Origin of the sequence: Dokdonia sp., from assembly GCF_039945015.1 — a bacterium.
Lineage (GTDB): Bacteria > Bacteroidota > Bacteroidia > Flavobacteriales > Flavobacteriaceae > Dokdonia.
Genome location: NZ_JBDUXP010000012.1, coordinates 108,101 through 123,616 on the forward strand (window position 1 = coordinate 108,101; position 15,516 = coordinate 123,616).

The 15,516-nt window shown below is 33.5% G+C and carries 18 protein-coding genes; 6 read left to right on the forward strand and 12 right to left on the reverse strand.

Going from position 1 to position 15,516, the window contains the following annotated elements; all coding sequences use genetic code 11:
• Positions 1-2: 2 nt before the first annotated feature.
• The 12 genes from ABJD27_RS09365 to ABJD27_RS09420 form a co-directional block, all read right to left on the reverse strand.
• Complete coding sequence (locus ABJD27_RS09365) at positions 3-653, reverse strand: hypothetical protein (protein WP_348163144.1); 651 nt, start codon at positions 651-653, stop codon at positions 3-5.
• 286 nt (positions 654-939) lie between these two features.
• Positions 940-1,362 (reverse strand): hypothetical protein, encoded by a 423-nt coding sequence (locus tag ABJD27_RS09370; protein WP_348163141.1) that lies wholly within the window; start codon positions 1,360-1,362, stop codon positions 940-942.
• Positions 1,352-1,957: a hypothetical protein gene (locus tag ABJD27_RS09375; RefSeq protein ID WP_348163138.1), complete on the reverse strand. Its 606-nt coding sequence runs from the start codon at positions 1,955-1,957 to the stop codon at positions 1,352-1,354. Before ABJD27_RS09375 ends, ABJD27_RS09370 begins: the two co-directional genes overlap by 11 nt.
• Positions 1,958-1,988: 31 nt before the next feature.
• Positions 1,989-2,519, reverse strand: coding sequence for a Crp/Fnr family transcriptional regulator (locus ABJD27_RS09380; RefSeq protein ID WP_348163135.1), 531 nt, complete (start codon positions 2,517-2,519; stop codon positions 1,989-1,991).
• Positions 2,520-2,685: 166 nt separating this feature from the next.
• Entirely contained in the window at positions 2,686-3,441 is a 756-nt protein-coding gene (locus ABJD27_RS09385) for a nuclear transport factor 2 family protein (protein WP_348163132.1), read from the reverse strand.
• A 404-nt stretch (positions 3,442-3,845) separates the two neighbouring features.
• The gene (locus ABJD27_RS09390; RefSeq protein WP_348163129.1) at positions 3,846-4,031 is read right to left on the reverse strand and encodes a hypothetical protein; all 186 of its coding nucleotides are present in this window, start codon (positions 4,029-4,031) and stop codon (positions 3,846-3,848) included.
• A 96-nt stretch (positions 4,032-4,127) separates the two neighbouring features.
• Entirely contained in the window at positions 4,128-4,973 is an 846-nt protein-coding gene (locus ABJD27_RS09395; RefSeq protein ID WP_348163127.1) for an SMP-30/gluconolactonase/LRE family protein, read from the reverse strand.
• A gap of 161 nt (positions 4,974-5,134) precedes the next feature.
• Positions 5,135-5,575 (reverse strand): hypothetical protein, encoded by a 441-nt coding sequence (locus ABJD27_RS09400; protein WP_348163124.1) that lies wholly within the window; start codon positions 5,573-5,575, stop codon positions 5,135-5,137.
• Between the two features lie 87 nt (positions 5,576-5,662).
• Complete coding sequence (locus ABJD27_RS09405; RefSeq protein ID WP_348163121.1) at positions 5,663-6,751, reverse strand: 1,4-beta-xylanase; 1,089 nt, start codon at positions 6,749-6,751, stop codon at positions 5,663-5,665.
• 66 nt (positions 6,752-6,817) lie between these two features.
• Positions 6,818-7,582 (reverse strand): peroxide stress protein YaaA, encoded by a 765-nt coding sequence (gene yaaA / locus ABJD27_RS09410; RefSeq protein WP_348163119.1) that lies wholly within the window; start codon positions 7,580-7,582, stop codon positions 6,818-6,820.
• A gap of 282 nt (positions 7,583-7,864) precedes the next feature.
• A complete protein-coding gene (locus tag ABJD27_RS09415; RefSeq protein ID WP_348163116.1) occupies positions 7,865-8,902 on the reverse strand; it encodes an RluA family pseudouridine synthase in 1,038 nt (345 codons plus the stop codon).
• Entirely contained in the window at positions 8,889-9,503 is a 615-nt protein-coding gene (locus ABJD27_RS09420) for a PASTA domain-containing protein (RefSeq protein WP_348163113.1), read from the reverse strand. The genes ABJD27_RS09415 and ABJD27_RS09420 overlap by 14 nt, the downstream gene beginning before the upstream one ends.
• 304 nt (positions 9,504-9,807) lie before the next feature.
• Between ABJD27_RS09420 and ABJD27_RS09425 the strand changes: the two genes are divergently transcribed.
• The 6 genes from ABJD27_RS09425 (at position 9,808) to coaD (ending at position 15,513) form a co-directional block, all read left to right on the forward strand.
• On the forward strand, positions 9,808-10,791 hold the full coding sequence (locus ABJD27_RS09425) for a D-alanine--D-alanine ligase (protein ID WP_348163110.1): 984 nt from the start codon (positions 9,808-9,810) through the stop codon (positions 10,789-10,791).
• Positions 10,792-10,871: 80 nt separating this feature from the next.
• Positions 10,872-12,296 (forward strand): ferritin-like domain-containing protein, encoded by a 1,425-nt coding sequence (locus ABJD27_RS09430; protein ID WP_348163107.1) that lies wholly within the window; start codon positions 10,872-10,874, stop codon positions 12,294-12,296.
• 45 nt (positions 12,297-12,341) lie between these two features.
• Positions 12,342-12,998 (forward strand): hypothetical protein, encoded by a 657-nt coding sequence (locus ABJD27_RS09435; RefSeq protein WP_348163104.1) that lies wholly within the window; start codon positions 12,342-12,344, stop codon positions 12,996-12,998.
• 230 nt (positions 12,999-13,228) lie between these two features.
• The gene (locus ABJD27_RS09440; protein ID WP_348163101.1) at positions 13,229-14,179 is read left to right on the forward strand and encodes a DUF692 domain-containing protein; all 951 of its coding nucleotides are present in this window, start codon (positions 13,229-13,231) and stop codon (positions 14,177-14,179) included.
• Between the two features lie 8 nt (positions 14,180-14,187).
• Positions 14,188-15,003 carry a DNA-binding domain-containing protein gene (locus tag ABJD27_RS09445; protein WP_348163098.1) on the forward strand — a complete coding sequence of 272 codons (816 nt, stop codon included), beginning with the start codon at positions 14,188-14,190 and terminating at the stop codon, positions 15,001-15,003.
• Positions 15,004-15,021: 18 nt separating this feature from the next.
• Positions 15,022-15,513 carry a pantetheine-phosphate adenylyltransferase gene (coaD, locus tag ABJD27_RS09450; RefSeq protein WP_348163095.1) on the forward strand — a complete coding sequence of 164 codons (492 nt, stop codon included), beginning with the start codon at positions 15,022-15,024 and terminating at the stop codon, positions 15,511-15,513.
• The last annotated feature ends 3 nt before the right edge of the window (positions 15,514-15,516 follow it).

A 15,516-nucleotide genomic window follows, 5' to 3' on the forward strand; every position in this document is an offset into this window, starting at 1 on the left:
GGTTATTCTGCGACGAGTTCATCGTGTAATTTTCGTATTTCTATAAACGTAGTTTTATATTTCTGTTTATTTGGCTTTGTCATATACGCTCCTTCAGAGAGTAAATCTTCTAATAATTCCTTAGCTTCTTCTTCCTTATTATTATCCTTTAAAAACTGAGCTAGAATAAAGCGTTCTTCATAATTAGAATATCGCTTATTTACCTTTTTTAGAATCTCTTCAGCTTCGTCATGATTTCCTACTTTTGATAAAGAAAGTCCATAAAGGAATTGTGCTTTTGATGATGAGAAATCAGGTTTGTCTTTAATGATTTGAGCCGTAGCAATAACTTCTGCATATTCATCAAATTTGTAATATGCTTTTACTAATTGCTCATTCCCATAATAATCTTTACTATGACTACCAGATAAGGCTTCTTTGTAGTGAGAAATAGCATTTCCAAAATCACTGATTTCTACATAGGCATCTGCAAGATCTAATCTGTTTTGGAAGGTATCTGAAAAAGCGACTTTGGCTTCTAGTTCTTTTATTCTTGCTGTAGGGTTTATTACTGCTGTAAGTTCTTTCTGTACTTTTTCTACATCTTTTTTTGTAAATACTTGGGTGACCAAATAAACAACAGATCCTAAGAGAGGCGCTAAAAAAATAATCAAATACCAGTATAATTTATTACGTGTTGTGTACGCGTGATATGCACAGTACAATTGCAAACCGATAATAAGATAGTATAACATGTCTCAAAAGTAGGCAAAGGAAAGGAATATGCAACTTAATAAGAATGTTATTAATAGTGGATTTTAATTCTCTTTATGGTATTCTCCAAGTCTGTAATATACAAATCGCTGTTATTTTGATTTTCTTGATTGATTTTTCTGGCCTCTGAAGGATCTTTAGTAAAGCACAAAATGTAACATTTTTTTTATTTCGTTTCTGTGAATTTTATTCAAATAACAATAGGTCTGGCTTCAAGAACTCTGTTTTTGCTTTTTCTGAACCAAAAATATCAAAACTGTAATGAGTGTTTATGAGTTCTTTAAAATCAGTTTTTAATTGTGAATATTCATCTATGAAGTCGGTAAAGTTATCTGACTTAGATTTTTGAAAAAAGTGGTTTACAATCTTAATTGCTACAATGGTTAAAGTTTTGTGATATTTATCTTTTGCGCCAATAATCTCAACAAACTTCTGTAATTGATCTTGAATTTGATGTTCTGCTTGTTTTAATCCAAATGTAGAAATGTATATCCAAGCCAAACGTAGATGAGCTTCATGATTAAATATTTCAGGATTTAGAGAACCATTTTTAAATTGTTCAGCAAAATCAGTATCTGTTAATTGAGTATGATGTAGATTATTTTTCATTATCTAGACGGTTTTTAATGTTGTTTATGTAACGTTGTACTGCTTTTACAAGAAACCCTTCTTCAACAAACATGCGTACTAAAGGAACCCCTTTTTCATATAATCCAGCATTGTGTTCTATCCAAGTTACAGCAGTTGAATTTTCTCTTTCCCCTTTTTTACAATAGATATCAATGCGTTGTATTTCAAAATCATCCCATACGACAAGGTATTGTATATGCCCTTTTTCTGAGTCATACTCGGTAACGGTAAGCATAACATCTAATTCGTCATACTTCGAGAATAAAACTTGTCCTTCTAATGTTCCGTTTTTTCCCTCTCGCAATAACGTTGGATTCCAATTGTCATAAAGCAATGTACGTCCTTGCGGTTCAAACAATGGAAATACGCGATTAATAGGAAATGAAATTATGTCTTTGTAGACTACTTTATATCCAACTGTTGGGAAACTTATAATGGTTTCAGATCCAACTTTATTTTCTTTTGACGCTGTGTTTTTTGCGCTATGAGAATCATGACTCTTTCCATGATGTTGCTGTCCGTTACATCCTGTAACCAATAGCATAGTTAAAATAAGTATTTGTGTAATTTTCATACTGCAAAGTAACAATGCAGTATTTTTATTCTCATTTACATTTGTTGATAAATTGCTTTCGTGCTCGACTTAATTGAGTGGGGGTTATACCTAAATAATTTGCAATATAATAGTGCGGTATTCGGTTTAGTAAACTTGGGTATTCATTTAAAAATAGTTCGTATTTTTCTAATGAATTTAAGTTGAGTAATGAAACTAATCTTGCTTGTAATTGGTTATTGAGCTTCTGGAATTGTTTGGTAATGATTTCTGTGATTTCTTTATCCTTATTTACATTTTCCATTACTTGTGAATAGTCTGCAACCGAAATTTCACAATCTTGTAACGCCTCAACTGTCATTGCGGCATTAGTTTTTGGAATATAACTACCTATTACCATATCATTTTCTTGATAAAAATGAGTGGTAATTTCGTTTCCATCATTGTCAAAAACAAAGCCTCGCATGATTCCTTTTTGTAACATTCCAATTTGGACACAAGGTTTCCCAATTTGAAGGAATAAATCCCCTTTTTTTAAGTGTTTGATTGAGTGTATGGATTCACTGATTCTTTTTTCGTTCATTTTTAGTTTAAATTATTGGAAACAGTTTGGGGATTAAAAGTAACAAGTTTTACTTAGAAAATATTTCAGATATACAAAAGATAATAAAAAAGCCCAAACCTAAAGGATTGGGCAAAACTACTATTCTTTATATAGGGTGTTACTTACAGTTATTTCTGTATCTATTTTAAATCATTCCATTATTGTGTGCCATAACTTCAGGAATTATTTGTGAGACAGCCCAATGTTCTATTATCAATCCATTGTCTAATCGGTATATGTCATAGAATACGAAATCTTCGTTATCTACAATAGCTTTTGATTGTGTTACTACAAAATTCCCTTGCCCAATTATTTTATGGACTTTCTGAATCTTTATTTTTTGATAATACTCTGCAATACCTTTTAATCCTTTATTCATTTTTGGATTGTGCTGAATTAAATCAGGAACTACAAAATTCTTTAATGTTTGAAAATTGCCTTCAATCAAAATTTGATTTGTAAAATCTTCGACTATTTTTTTGTTTTGGATCGTGGCTTTTTCATTTTCAATCAAAATCGGACCTTCTATTTCTGAATTACCGTTCAGGCTAATTTCAGATTTGTTTTGAATGGCGTCCCAGTGTTCTGCTATTAATCCATTTTCGATTCTAAACATATCGAGCACGATTTTTTTCTGTCCACCAAATTCAACATTTAAATGAACAATGACATATTCATTGTCTGCAATTATTCGCATAAAAGGTGTAGGTGTGTTTTTTTGTTTTGGCATTTGTTTCAAAAATGCGATAGCTTCTAAAAAACCAGCCTTTCCTGTTCTTACTTGTGGATTGTGTTGGATATAATCTTCCGTCACAATTCTTTTTGCATATTCAAGATCTTGTTCACCAATTACTTTTTTATAAAAATCGGTTACTATTAGCTTATTTATATATTGTTCCATTTTTGTATTTGTTTTGTTTCTCTGTTCGCAAGACACCATAAGAAATAGGCAAACAGATAGGTATATTGATTTCATATTCAATTACTTAATTAATAGTTGTGTTTTATATTTGAAGATAGACATCGCTATCCTTGCTTTAAAATATAGAGTTATCTAAAGCAATGTGATCCCTTTACATGAAGGGCGCCTTTTGGTAAGGCTTTAGTGGTATGTAATAAAAATTAACAGATGACTAAAGTAGCAAAATAATTTAGATTAGAATGGGTAGTGATTTTTTTTAATTGCTAGTAAAGTGTTTGTATGAAGTTTTTGCTAAAAGAACGCTAGAAATTGGTTATAAAGAGTAATGACATTTCAATTATAAACACCCAAATATCATTAAATTGAATATTTGAAATAATATTTTAATATTTACTTTTTTTAAAATCAATTCTAAACTTTACGTATCCATAAATTATTGCAATTGCTATAAGAGTAAACATTCCGATTTCTCCAATGTCTATTTTTGTATGTGTGATTTTTGAGAAAGCTTGTATTACAAACCAAATGGTTCCATAAACGCTAGAAAAATAAAGCCAAAATTTCTTCATGTTTTATGAATTTAGAGTTAAAAACTGTAACTGTGTCTGACGCTATTATATATGATTAACTATGTTGCAAAATACTTACTATTTCATTCTTTCTTATCACAACTTTACAACTTCAATACAGCCTCTATCTGCAATTGTTATATAGCATTCCTTATAATCATTACTAAATGTAATGTTTGTTGGTTTTTTACCTTTTAATTCTATTTCTTTTAATACTACTCCTGCCGAAGATAGCATCGCAATTGTTCCTTTTCCATATCGACATACATATAAGTTTCCATTTTCATCACAACGCATTCCATCTAATCCAAAATCTTTAAAAGAAAAGAATTCTTGCTTATTTCTTACTAAGCCATTTTCGACAATATCATAAACCCATATTTTTCGTTGAACTGATTCATTTACATATAATTTTTTGCCATCAGGACTTACTTCGATTCCGTTTGTCGTTCCCATTCCTTCTTCTAATAACTCAAACCCTTTTTCTTTTGTTATTTTCCAAAGTTTACCAGTGTTATTCGACCAGTCTGGATCACTTGCGTAGAGTGTTTTATTTGGAGAGATAGCTATGTCATTTGGTTGACTTGCTTTGGGTTCATTTGCAAATACTTCAACCTTTTTATTTCTCAAATCAATTTCTAAGATGTTATGATTTGTATAATCTGCAACAAACATTTGATTCTTTTCCCCAAATCGGATGCCATTTCCTATACTCCCATTAGGTAATTTTATAAACACAGAGCCTTCTCCATTTGATGTGATTTTTCCTATTGTTCCTTGTTCTTCAAAATTCACAGCATAAATATTTCCTGCATAATCTGTAGCAGGTCCTTCAACCCCATCTGTAAAGCTTCCTTCTTTTGTGAAATCACTACTTTGTAATTGTTGACCACACGAGATAATCAACATTGATAATAGAGTCAACATTATAATTCTTTTCATTTATTTTATGATTGTGTCTAACGGAAGTGTATATGGCATGTTGCTATATTTCTTAGTTCATTTTTTCAATCGAGACAGAGTTTTATATGTTAGGAATATTTTAAATAGCTAAAATTTGACAATGTGTTAAATGCGTTTTTGTAACACTTTTTTTGCTCTATCTAACTCCGGTCTTGTTTAGCAGATTCTTCTAGTTCGTCATCAATGTTAACGTCCCAATTCAGATTTTGTACTTGCCATATTTCATTTGGTTTATATAGTACAAAAGTAAAGCGAACAGGTTGTCGATCATACTTGAGCATATAGCTTATCAATTTTAAATTTTTTCCAATACTCTTTTCTGTTATCAATTCATAGCCATAATAATCACCAATCAATGGAAGTAAATCCTTAAATTTTGTTTTTAAACTTTCTATTCCATCTATGTTTCTTTGCATCCATTTATTGGTCGAAAATGCATAATCCATTGCTTTCATTGGTTCACTTTGGAATACTTTAAAAAATTCAGATGTAATTTCTTTTTCAGAAGATTGTGCATTTACTTTTGTGATAAACGCTATTGTTATACTAACTAATAATAATAGGGTGATTTTCTTTGTCATCGTTTCTCTTAAATGTATTATAACTACTCATTTAACCCAAATATACTTAAAACATACAGTTTAACTATTTGTTACTAGATGTTAGCACTATTTAGATGTCCGTAAGTGGCTCCATAAACTGGGCGTTGGTTTTAAATAACGCGATTTATCCATTTCGGCTTTCCATTTTTGAGAAATAAATGGACTTACTTGAATCCGAGAGTCTACTTGTTGAAATGTCGGATTGTTAATCCACATAGGTTGTGCAGACCAATTCACATTAATATAGCTAAAGGCTTTAATGACATCTTTGTTTTGGTTTATGGTCTTAATAAATGGGAGAAACCATTGTTGCCAAGCTCTTTTTGCTATTTTTTCCTTTTTTAAATCAGTATCAAAAAACAACCCGTCTGTTTGTAAAACAGGACTTGCTTCTGCGATGAAAACGGGTTTGTTATGCTTTCTAGCAAAGGTGAGCATTTCTGTATCTGGGTTTCCAAAGTAAGAATAAGCACACCAGTCTACGATATCATCTCCAGGATACCAATCTTCTAAAACTTCCTGATCAGATCCAGAACCTTTAGATTGCCATACATAGGCTAGATTGTCAACGCGCATCTCTGTAAAGATGGTATGGATACGTTTCCAAGCGTTTATATAATGCTTTTTCTTATAATGATTCCAACTCCAACCATCAAACTCGTAACCGATTCGAAGAAAAACAGGACGCTCAATAGACTTGATCCAACTGCCAAGTTCTCTTATTAAATCATCGTGCTCGCCTTTTGCCACTTTCTTCTCATGATTGACCATAGATAATCCTATAGCCAAAACACTATTTTTATAGGTAGCATCGTCTATATAATACTGTGCGGCGGAATCTCCAGCACCCCAATTTGCTTTGGTTTTAAGCCCATCAAGTCCTTTGTTATAATAGCCAAATGATTCATCACCAGGAGAAAGATTGGTATAGATGGTAATTCCTGAAGGAGTATCAAAAAAGTCAGCGTATCCAGAGGTATACTCGTCAAGTCCACCAGTAGCTGCTAAATCTTGTCCTATAAAGAGAAGACATTCTCCATCTGCAGGTTCAAATTTTGCAAGTGTATCTTTTGCCGAAGTACTGGACGTTTGCGCTTGCCCAAACACGAATGAAAAGCTTAAAAATAATCCTATACATAATTTTAAAACTTTCATATGGATATTATTATGTGTAGGAACTAGTTGTTACACTAGATCTCTTCTAAAACGGTGATCTATTCACTACCGGATAAATACCAACTCATTTTTGTCTAGATCAGAATGCTCTTCACTAAATCCGTATTCTTCATAATCAAATCCTTTCAAACCTTCTAGTGTTTGGATATCTTTATCGATGATGTAACGTACCATCAGACCTCTTGCTTTTTTGGCAAAAAACGAAATCACTTTCAACTTTCCATTTTTATAATCCTTAAAAATAGGTGTGATGACAGGTACTTTGAGTTGTTTAGGTTGTACAGATTTAAAATATTCAGTACTTGCTAGGTTGATGAATAACTCATCATCTTCTAGTTCGTTATTAAGATGATCTGTAAGTGTGCTTCCCCAATATTTATAGAGATTTTCTTTACGACCTACTTTTAATTTTGATCCCATTTCTAGACGATAGGCTTGCATAAGATCTAGTGGTTTTAAAATACCATACATCCCAGAAAGAATACGTAAACTGTCTTGTAATCGATCTAGTTTTTCTTCAGGAATTGAGTAAGCATCCAGCCCTGTATAGACATCTCCATCAAAAGTGTAGACCGCTTGTCTTGCATTGTCTGATGTAAATGGGGTATGAAAATCTAAGGTACGTTGCTTGTTAAGCGCTGCTAGATTATCGCTAATATGCATCAATTCTCCAATCGCTTTTTTTGATTTTCGCGAAAGCGCTTTGTTTAAAACACTCGCCTGTTCTACAAATGCAGGTTGCGTAGTACGCGTCGTAGGGATTTTGGATTCTAGATTTAGAGATTTAGCTGGAGAAACAACAATTTTCATAGGAATAATCTTTTATCCAAAAATAAGAAAACTCTACCTGAAAAAACAGGACAAAATATAGATTGTGCATACCTAGGTATAGAGGAATCTTATCATTTTAAAAGAGAAGAGATACAAGAATGCAGCATATGGAAAAGAGAAAAAAGAATATAGATTTATATTGGATGATAAACATTCAATTATAAATAATTTAAAAAGAAGTCATGTGCTTTTGCGACTAGCAAGAAAGCGTTTACAATTTACAATCTCTTTTCTTTGCTCTATTCTCTCTTTTCTTTAGAATTACTGTTGATGCGTTGCATACCCTTTCCATTTTGCGATACAAGCAGTCATATCTTCTGGGATAGGAGCTTCAAAACGCATAAATTCTCCTGTGGTTGGGTGTATAAAACCTAGTGTCTTTGCGTGTAATGCCTGACGGGGTAATATCTTAAAACAGTTATCTACAAATTGCTTGTATTTTGAAAAAGATGTTCCTTTAAGAATTGCATTCCCTCCATAGCGCTCATCATTAAATAAAGTATGACCGATGTACTTCATATGTACTCTAATCTGGTGGGTACGTCCCGTTTCTAGTTTACAAGAAACAAGGGTTACATACCCTAGACGTTCTATGAGTTTGTAATGCGTAACGGCGTGCTTCCCAAGATGTGCATCGTCATCTTTATAGACGGTGTTCTGCAATCTGTTTTTAGGATGACGCCCTATATTTCCTTCGATAGTGCCCTCATCATCGTTCATGTTTCCCCAGACCAATGCCACATATTCTCGCTCTGTAGTCTTATCAAAAAACTGTTTTGATAGATGTGTCATTGCCTGTTCTGTCTTTGCCACTACGAGTAGGCCACTTGTATCTTTATCGATACGATGTACAAGTCCTGGACGGTCGCTACTATTATTGGGAAGATTTTCAAAATGATAGATAAGCGCATTGATCAATGTTCCAGAATAATTTCCGTGACCAGGATGTACAACCATTCCTGCCGCTTTGTTTACGACAAGCAGATCATCATCTTCATATACAATATCTATCGGAAGATCTTGTGGAGTGAGTAAATATTCAAACGGTGGGTGTTCAAAAAGGACACGTATGTTATCGCCTCCTTTTACTTTATAATTTTGTTTGACTACGTTTCCGTTTACCTCAATACTACCGTTTTTAGCAGCTTTTTGAATTTTGTTACGGGTTGCATTTTCGATAAAATTCATTAAGAATTTATCTATACGTAAAGGTTCTTGCCCTTCACTAGCTGTAATGTTATGATGTTCATACAGCTCATCATCTTGTGGTTCGGGTCCAATAGGACTAGTTTCCTCCATCTTCATTTTCGTTTTGAGAATCAGTATCTCCTCCTATAGACTCTCTATAATTTCCTTTTCCATTACCTAATACAAGGTCTATGGTAGCCGTTTTTTGGAGTTGATCCCCAGGATTAAGGCGTTTTCCTTTATGATGCATCTCACGTACTTCATCTTTACCTATATAATCTATATAGGTAATTTTTCCTATTTTAAAACCAAGAGCTTTAAGCGTAGGCTCTGCTTGTCTTCTTGTTTTACTAATTACATTAGGAATGGAAAGCTTGCGAAACCCAGAAGGGTTTAATACCAGATAAATCTGCCTATTTTCTTTTACAAATTTACCAGCTGCAGGATTTTGTTCAATGACAGAATATCTAGGATAATCAGGATTGTAGTTGGCACTATCTATAATAAAATAACGCAAATCTGCATTGCTCAATTCTTGTTCTACAAGCTCAAGCGTCATTCCTTTAATATCTGGAACAGCAATTTTCTGATCATGATTTGTGGTACTTCCTAACCACCACTTTACAATAAAAATAAAAAGAACAAGTGCTAGTAAAGCAAAGGCAATTTGTTTAAGAAAAATCTTACTTATAAGAAAACGAAATATACTCATAGAATATTGGGTTAGCTGCGCAAAGATATAAAATTGACCGCCTTTTGGTAGCCTACTTATTATCTAGTATTTTTGATTTATCTAAATATGCTCAAAGCAGATAAGTTTTAGGAGTTTTAGAGGCGAGGTTTTTTTTCTTTATTTAGACAAAACTTTTAAGCATAGCAGTAGCTACGGTTATAAATTTTAACGAAGATAAAGAGAAAAAGAACATCTATAAAAACCGAAAAGCTATTTGCTTTGAGTATATAAACGTAAATAACTGATTTTTCTTTTAAAATCGTATCGATCTTAAGTCTTTTTTATGTCAAAAAATATTGCCGTCCTCATGGGAGGTTATAGCAGTGAGTATGAAATATCTATACAAAGTGGTACTACTGTTATACATGCCCTAGACCCAGAAAAGTATACTGCATATGCAGTACATATCTTAAAAGATAAATGGATATGTCTGTATGAAGGAGAAGAGTTTTATATGGATATGGGAGAATTTAGAGTATTACTTCCATTTGGGAATGTATATTTTGATGCCTGTTATAATACCATACATGGAACTCCAGGTGAAGATGGAGAGATTCAAGCATACCTTAAAACGATTGGAATCCCACAGACGAGTTGTGATTTTTATCAGAGTGCACTTACCTTTAATAAAAGAGATACCCTTAGTGTATTGCGTCCGTATGGAATCCCGATGGCACAATCTGTATATGTAAATAAGGGGGATGCTATTGATGCCGCTTTCGCGAAAGCAGTAAAAGAAAAAATAGATTTCCCTTGTTTTGTAAAGCCTAACCGAGCGGGATCTAGCTTTGGGATAAGCAAAGTGTATAATGAAGAAGGACTTGCACCTGCACTAGAAAAAGCCTTTCTAGAAGATGATGAAGTACTTGTCGAAGCTTTTTTAAGCGGTACCGAAGTGTCTGTAGGTGTTTGTGTGTATCAAGGCGGTGTAAAAGTTTTACCCGTATGTGAGATCGTGTCAGAAAACGACTTTTTTGACTATGAAGCAAAGTACAAAGGAAAATCTCAAGAAATTGTACCAGCAAGGTTAAGCGATAACCAAAGAGATAGCGTACAATCACTCACCATTGCTATTTATGAGCTGTTAAAACTAAAAGGGATTTGTAGAGCAGATTTTATTTTTCATAATGGGACTCCTCATTTTGTAGAGATAAACTCCAATCCAGGACTTTCTCCAGAGAGTATTATTCCTAGACAAGCCAAAGCAGCAGGAATTGCATTGTCTGATTTATTTGCGAGTGCTATAGAAGCGGTTCTAGAAGAATAATCAGGTAATTATACTCAGTTTTTCATAAGAATATATCCCTATTTTTAAGGCTGAATTCTCAACCTTAAAACATAACCTCCATGAAAAAAGGCACTCTTTTTCAGTTAGTAGACGATGTTACGCCTGCTAATTTAAAACAAGCCATGCAACAAGCAATCGAAATAGAGATTGCTACCATTCCAGTATATTTATATACGTATTACTCTATTACCAGAGTACCGGATCAAGGCGCTATTACAAAACAAATTTTAGCCGATTTCAAAGCACAAAATAAATGTGAAAAAACAGATGCCGAGCTAGAAGAAGCTGCTGAGAAACTAGGACTCGATATTATGGTATTTGCAAATAAGGCAGGTTCCTTAATCATGAGTGTTGCTGTAGAAGAGATGTTGCATATGTCTTTATCTTCTAATATAAAGAATGCATTAAAAAAATATGGAGGATTACCAGAACTAGTAGGGAAAACTCCAAAACATTGGCCTGCTTTTCTTCCTGGACACGAGCCACCTTTTCCTATCAATAGAGCAAAGCTAACACTAGATCAATTGTATACATTTCTTTTGATAGAGAGTCCGTTACCTGTAGTGCCAGACCCAAAGTCAAAAGCAAAAGCTATTCCTTATGATACTATTGGAGACTATTACCAGAAGATCATAGACTGTATGAATAAGTATCTTACCGATGATGATTTTGATGCAGATGCACCACAATTAATAAATAGTAAGTTTTACTCACAGAATAATGTAGATACGGTGTATTATGATGCAGATCATAAACCACAATTTAGCAATGAAGAAGATAGCGGTGGACTTGTACATGTAACAAGTGTAGCAACAGCAGTACATGCAATGGATGAGATTGTAGAGCAAGGAGAAGGAGCTACATCAAAAACAGGTAAAAAAGGAGACCACCTTACTCATGATGGAAAAGTAGTGTGTGCTACAAAAATAAATCCGTTATCCTATGATGATCCAAGTAAAGGAGAACTCTCTCACTTTGATAAATTTTTAGAAATCTATTGTACTATACAACGCACCAACCATGATTTAAATATGTTCTTAGGTACTGAAGATTTTGATTACACAAAATATTTTATAAAAGACTTGCCGACCAACCCAGCTACCACTGATTATCCAGAAGATATTCAAAAAGTATGTACACTTAATAATGCCATTTACACTTATCTATTTGTTATGGCAGAAGGTTGCTATAAGAAAAAAGGACATACTCAATTTGAAATATTTATGTTTGGAATCCATAAAACGATGATTTGGTTATTAAATACGATTTCAGATTCGATGGCTGGATTGACGTATACAGACCCAAAAGATAAGACTACAAAATGTGTGTCTGCTACTTTTGAAGATTATGATTTTAGTAAAAGCACCGCTTCTCCTAAAGAACAAGTAATTGCTCTTGGAGAGATTGCTATGAAGGTTAAGAATAGTATTATTAATCAAGGAGTCTTAGATATTATTCATGACTTGCCAGATGTAGAACTATAATAGTCTAGGTCTTTTAAGAATTGTATCATCAGTAAAATTAAACACATGGAAAATTTTAAATATAGTCAGAAAGCAAATGGATGTGGTAGCGGCGGTGGATCATCAAATAAAACAGATATACAAGTACCTATAGAACTTCATGCTTGTATGGGATTAAATGCCTGTAAAGGCCATGACCGTTATGGAGATAATGATTGTGCTGGAGCAGGATATTGTGCGACACAAGTACATTACTGTCATACGATGAATAACTGTAGAGGTCAAGGAGGATGTGGTCTTTATGGAGATACCGAAGAACAATGTACACCAGGAGCAAATGATTGTGCTTGGCAAGGCAGTTGCGGAACCCCAATTCCTGCAGAACGATTTATTACACAAGGAAAGAGTAAAGGAAGAAGTGTCTGGCAACTTGCTCGTAAGTTATTTGAAGATCGTATGGATAATGCCAATAGAAATGTCCAAGAAGCTCCTTTTAGATATGGACCACCTATTAAGTGGTTACAAGATAATGGAAGAGGAGAATCTTGTGGATATAGTGGTCATAAAAACTGCGCATTTATAATAAATGCAGAAGATCGATTAAAAGCACAAGAAAAAAGCTCTAGACAGTTTAGTCAGGAAAGTGCTAGACTACTAGATAATACCGTTGAGAATTGCAACAATTGTGATGAGGTAGAAAATGCATCTTTAAAAAAGAAATAATAATCTTTTATAGTATGTGACTTAGTGCGCTTTCGCGAAAGCGTATAAAAGAATATTTTTTAATTAATGTTATGCATTTGAAGAAAAAAGAACAATTCTTAATGTATTGCTTTTTTGACTTTCGAAAAATTTAGACTAGGTTTCGTCTGTCTAGACTTTTTTGTTTCTTTTTTTAGCAATGAAAAAAAGAAAAGAGACAAATCCAATGTACAGTTAATAAGATGTAGAGAATGACAAAAGACATATATAGCAATCAAGTAAAAGCACTTCCTAATTTAGGATTAGGATTAGGATTACGAGGAGAGCATTTTAATCATATTCTAGAACATACTCCTAAAGTAGATTGGTTTGAAATTATTTCAGAAAACTTTATGGATTCTGGTGGAAGACCTCGCTATGTACTTGATCAAATTGTAGAACAGTACCAAGTAGTTATGCACGGAGTTTCTATGTCTATCGGAAGCACAGATCCTCTTAATTTTGATTATTTAAAACGTTTAAAACAACTTGCAAAAGAAATCAATCCCGTTTGGATAAGTGATCACTTGTGTTGGACAGGTGTCCTAGGAGTAAACTCTCACGATTTATTGCCAGTTCCTTTAAATGAGGAAAGCTTGTGTCATATTACAAGTAGAATAACACAGGTTCAAGAATATTTAGAACGCCCACTTATTATAGAAAACCCAAGTACGTATCTTAGTTTTAAAGACTCTACAATTAAAGAGTGGGATTTTATGCGATATATGGTAGAAGAAACAGGTTGTGGTTTATTACTAGATGTAAATAATGTGTATGTATCTGCTTTTAATAATGAATTTGATCCAGTCACATATATAGAAGCATTGCCACACGAAAGTATTGTACAGATGCATCTTGCAGGACATCAGCATAATGGTGATCATATTATAGATACACACGATCGAGAAGTGGTAGATGAGGTTTGGGAACTCTTTAGATTAGCTTGGCAGAAAACAGGTGGTGTCTCCACATTATTAGAGTGGGATGGTAATATCCCAACGTTTGATGTGTGCCATGATGAATTACTAAAAGCAAAACAATACATGTCTGCATTAGAACAACCAACGGTCATCAAAAAAAGGAAAGAAGATCAAACGTCTCAAGAAGTGTCAAATCCAATTCATTTTATGGTACATAAAATGACAAAGGAATTTGTGAAATAATAGGGGAGATGTATATAGAAAAGAATACAACAGAGATAGATGGACAAGGAGCAAATTTACGTTCTATTCAATCTTGGTTGCAACAACAATTGTTACTGCCAGGACCCGATATGCGTATAGAAAATCATATTTGTAGTACGAGTAAATTATCTTCTAGACAACATCTTGCGATCTATCAACGTAGTTATATTATAAGATTACGAGAATGTATGGCACTGCAATTTCCAGCATTGGCATACGCTTTAGGAGAAGATTTGTTCCAAAATTTTACAGATGTTTTTTTAGGAGAACACCCATCTCATAGCTATACCTTAGCCGATTTAGGAAAGGGTTTTGCACAATTTCTAGAAGAAAGCAGACCCGATCAGGATGCTTATGTAAAAGAATCATGGCCAGATTTTATGATAGAGTTAGCTCGGTTTGAATACCAAATAAACACAGCCTTTGATGAACAAGTAATTCAAAAAGAAACACATTATTCTTCTCAAGATGACGATGATTTAATCTTGACACCTGTATTGCACTTGTTTAAACATCGATTTCCTATAAGTATTTATTATAAAGCTTATATAGGAGATCAAAAACCCTCACTACCTTTTGAACAAGAAAGTTATGCTGTATTGATACGAAGAGATTATAAGTTAGGTTTGTTTGAAATACACCCTTCCCAATATATTTTTTTAAAACATTTAAAAGAGCATGGGTCAGTCGAAATGGCAAAACACATGTTTGTAGAAGAATATTCGTTTTCTGAAGAAGAAATAGAAAAGTTCTGGAACCTATGGAAAACCAAATGGTTAGAAGAAGGTTTCTTTGATCTCTAAAATTCGTATTTTTAAGGCATGAGAAGAGCAGTTTTTCCAGGATCTTTTGATCCCATCACTATGGGGCATTATGATATTATCGAGCGAGGAGTTACATTATTTGATGAGGTGATTCTTGCGATAGGCGTTAACTCAGATAAAAAGTATATGTTCTCACTAGAGCAACGTATGAAATTCCTAGAAGAAACATTTGCAAATGAGCCTAAGATTAAGGTGATGAGCTACAAAGGGCTTACCGTAGATTTTTGTAGAGAACAAGATTGCGAATTTATTTTACGAGGACTACGTAATCCTGGAGATTTTGAGTTTGAAAAAGCTATTGCACATACCAATAGAAAACTGTCTGGAATAGAAACAGTATTCTTACTGACTTCTTCTGGTAAAAGCTATATCTCATCTTCTATTGTAAGAGATGTGATCCGTAACGGAGGTGATTGCTCAGACCTTGTTCCTGAAGTTGTACGACCGTGTGCAAATAATGCTTGGTTGAAAGAACATCAAGAAAAATAAAAA

What these genes read in the sequence shown, in the direction of transcription:
- ABJD27_RS09370 (WP_348163141.1), bottom strand. Translation starts at nt 1,362, where the DNA reads ATGAAAAATAATCTACATCATACTCAATTAACAGATACTGATTTTGCT.
- ABJD27_RS09375 (WP_348163138.1), bottom strand. Translation starts at nt 1,957, where the DNA reads ATGAAAATTACACAAATACTTATTTTAACTATGCTATTGGTTACAGGA.
- ABJD27_RS09380 (WP_348163135.1), bottom strand. Translation starts at nt 2,519, where the DNA reads ATGAACGAAAAAAGAATCAGTGAATCCATACACTCAATCAAACACTTA.
- ABJD27_RS09385 (WP_348163132.1), bottom strand. Translation starts at nt 3,441, where the DNA reads ATGGAACAATATATAAATAAGCTAATAGTAACCGATTTTTATAAAAAA.
- ABJD27_RS09390 (WP_348163129.1), bottom strand. Translation starts at nt 4,031, where the DNA reads ATGAAGAAATTTTGGCTTTATTTTTCTAGCGTTTATGGAACCATTTGG.
- ABJD27_RS09395 (WP_348163127.1), bottom strand. Translation starts at nt 4,973, where the DNA reads ATGAAAAGAATTATAATGTTGACTCTATTATCAATGTTGATTATCTCG.
- ABJD27_RS09400 (WP_348163124.1), bottom strand. Translation starts at nt 5,575, where the DNA reads ATGACAAAGAAAATCACCCTATTATTATTAGTTAGTATAACAATAGCG.
- ABJD27_RS09405 (WP_348163121.1), bottom strand. Translation starts at nt 6,751, where the DNA reads ATGAAAGTTTTAAAATTATGTATAGGATTATTTTTAAGCTTTTCATTC.
- yaaA (WP_348163119.1), bottom strand. Translation starts at nt 7,582, where the DNA reads ATGAAAATTGTTGTTTCTCCAGCTAAATCTCTAAATCTAGAATCCAAA.
- ABJD27_RS09415 (WP_348163116.1), bottom strand. Translation starts at nt 8,902, where the DNA reads ATGGAGGAAACTAGTCCTATTGGACCCGAACCACAAGATGATGAGCTG.
- ABJD27_RS09420 (WP_348163113.1), bottom strand. Translation starts at nt 9,503, where the DNA reads ATGAGTATATTTCGTTTTCTTATAAGTAAGATTTTTCTTAAACAAATT.
- ABJD27_RS09425 (WP_348163110.1), top strand. Translation starts at nt 9,808, where the DNA reads ATGTCAAAAAATATTGCCGTCCTCATGGGAGGTTATAGCAGTGAGTAT.
- ABJD27_RS09430 (WP_348163107.1), top strand. Translation starts at nt 10,872, where the DNA reads ATGAAAAAAGGCACTCTTTTTCAGTTAGTAGACGATGTTACGCCTGCT.
- ABJD27_RS09435 (WP_348163104.1), top strand. Translation starts at nt 12,342, where the DNA reads ATGGAAAATTTTAAATATAGTCAGAAAGCAAATGGATGTGGTAGCGGC.
- ABJD27_RS09440 (WP_348163101.1), top strand. Translation starts at nt 13,229, where the DNA reads ATGACAAAAGACATATATAGCAATCAAGTAAAAGCACTTCCTAATTTA.
- ABJD27_RS09445 (WP_348163098.1), top strand. Translation starts at nt 14,188, where the DNA reads ATGTATATAGAAAAGAATACAACAGAGATAGATGGACAAGGAGCAAAT.
- coaD (WP_348163095.1), top strand. Translation starts at nt 15,022, where the DNA reads ATGAGAAGAGCAGTTTTTCCAGGATCTTTTGATCCCATCACTATGGGG.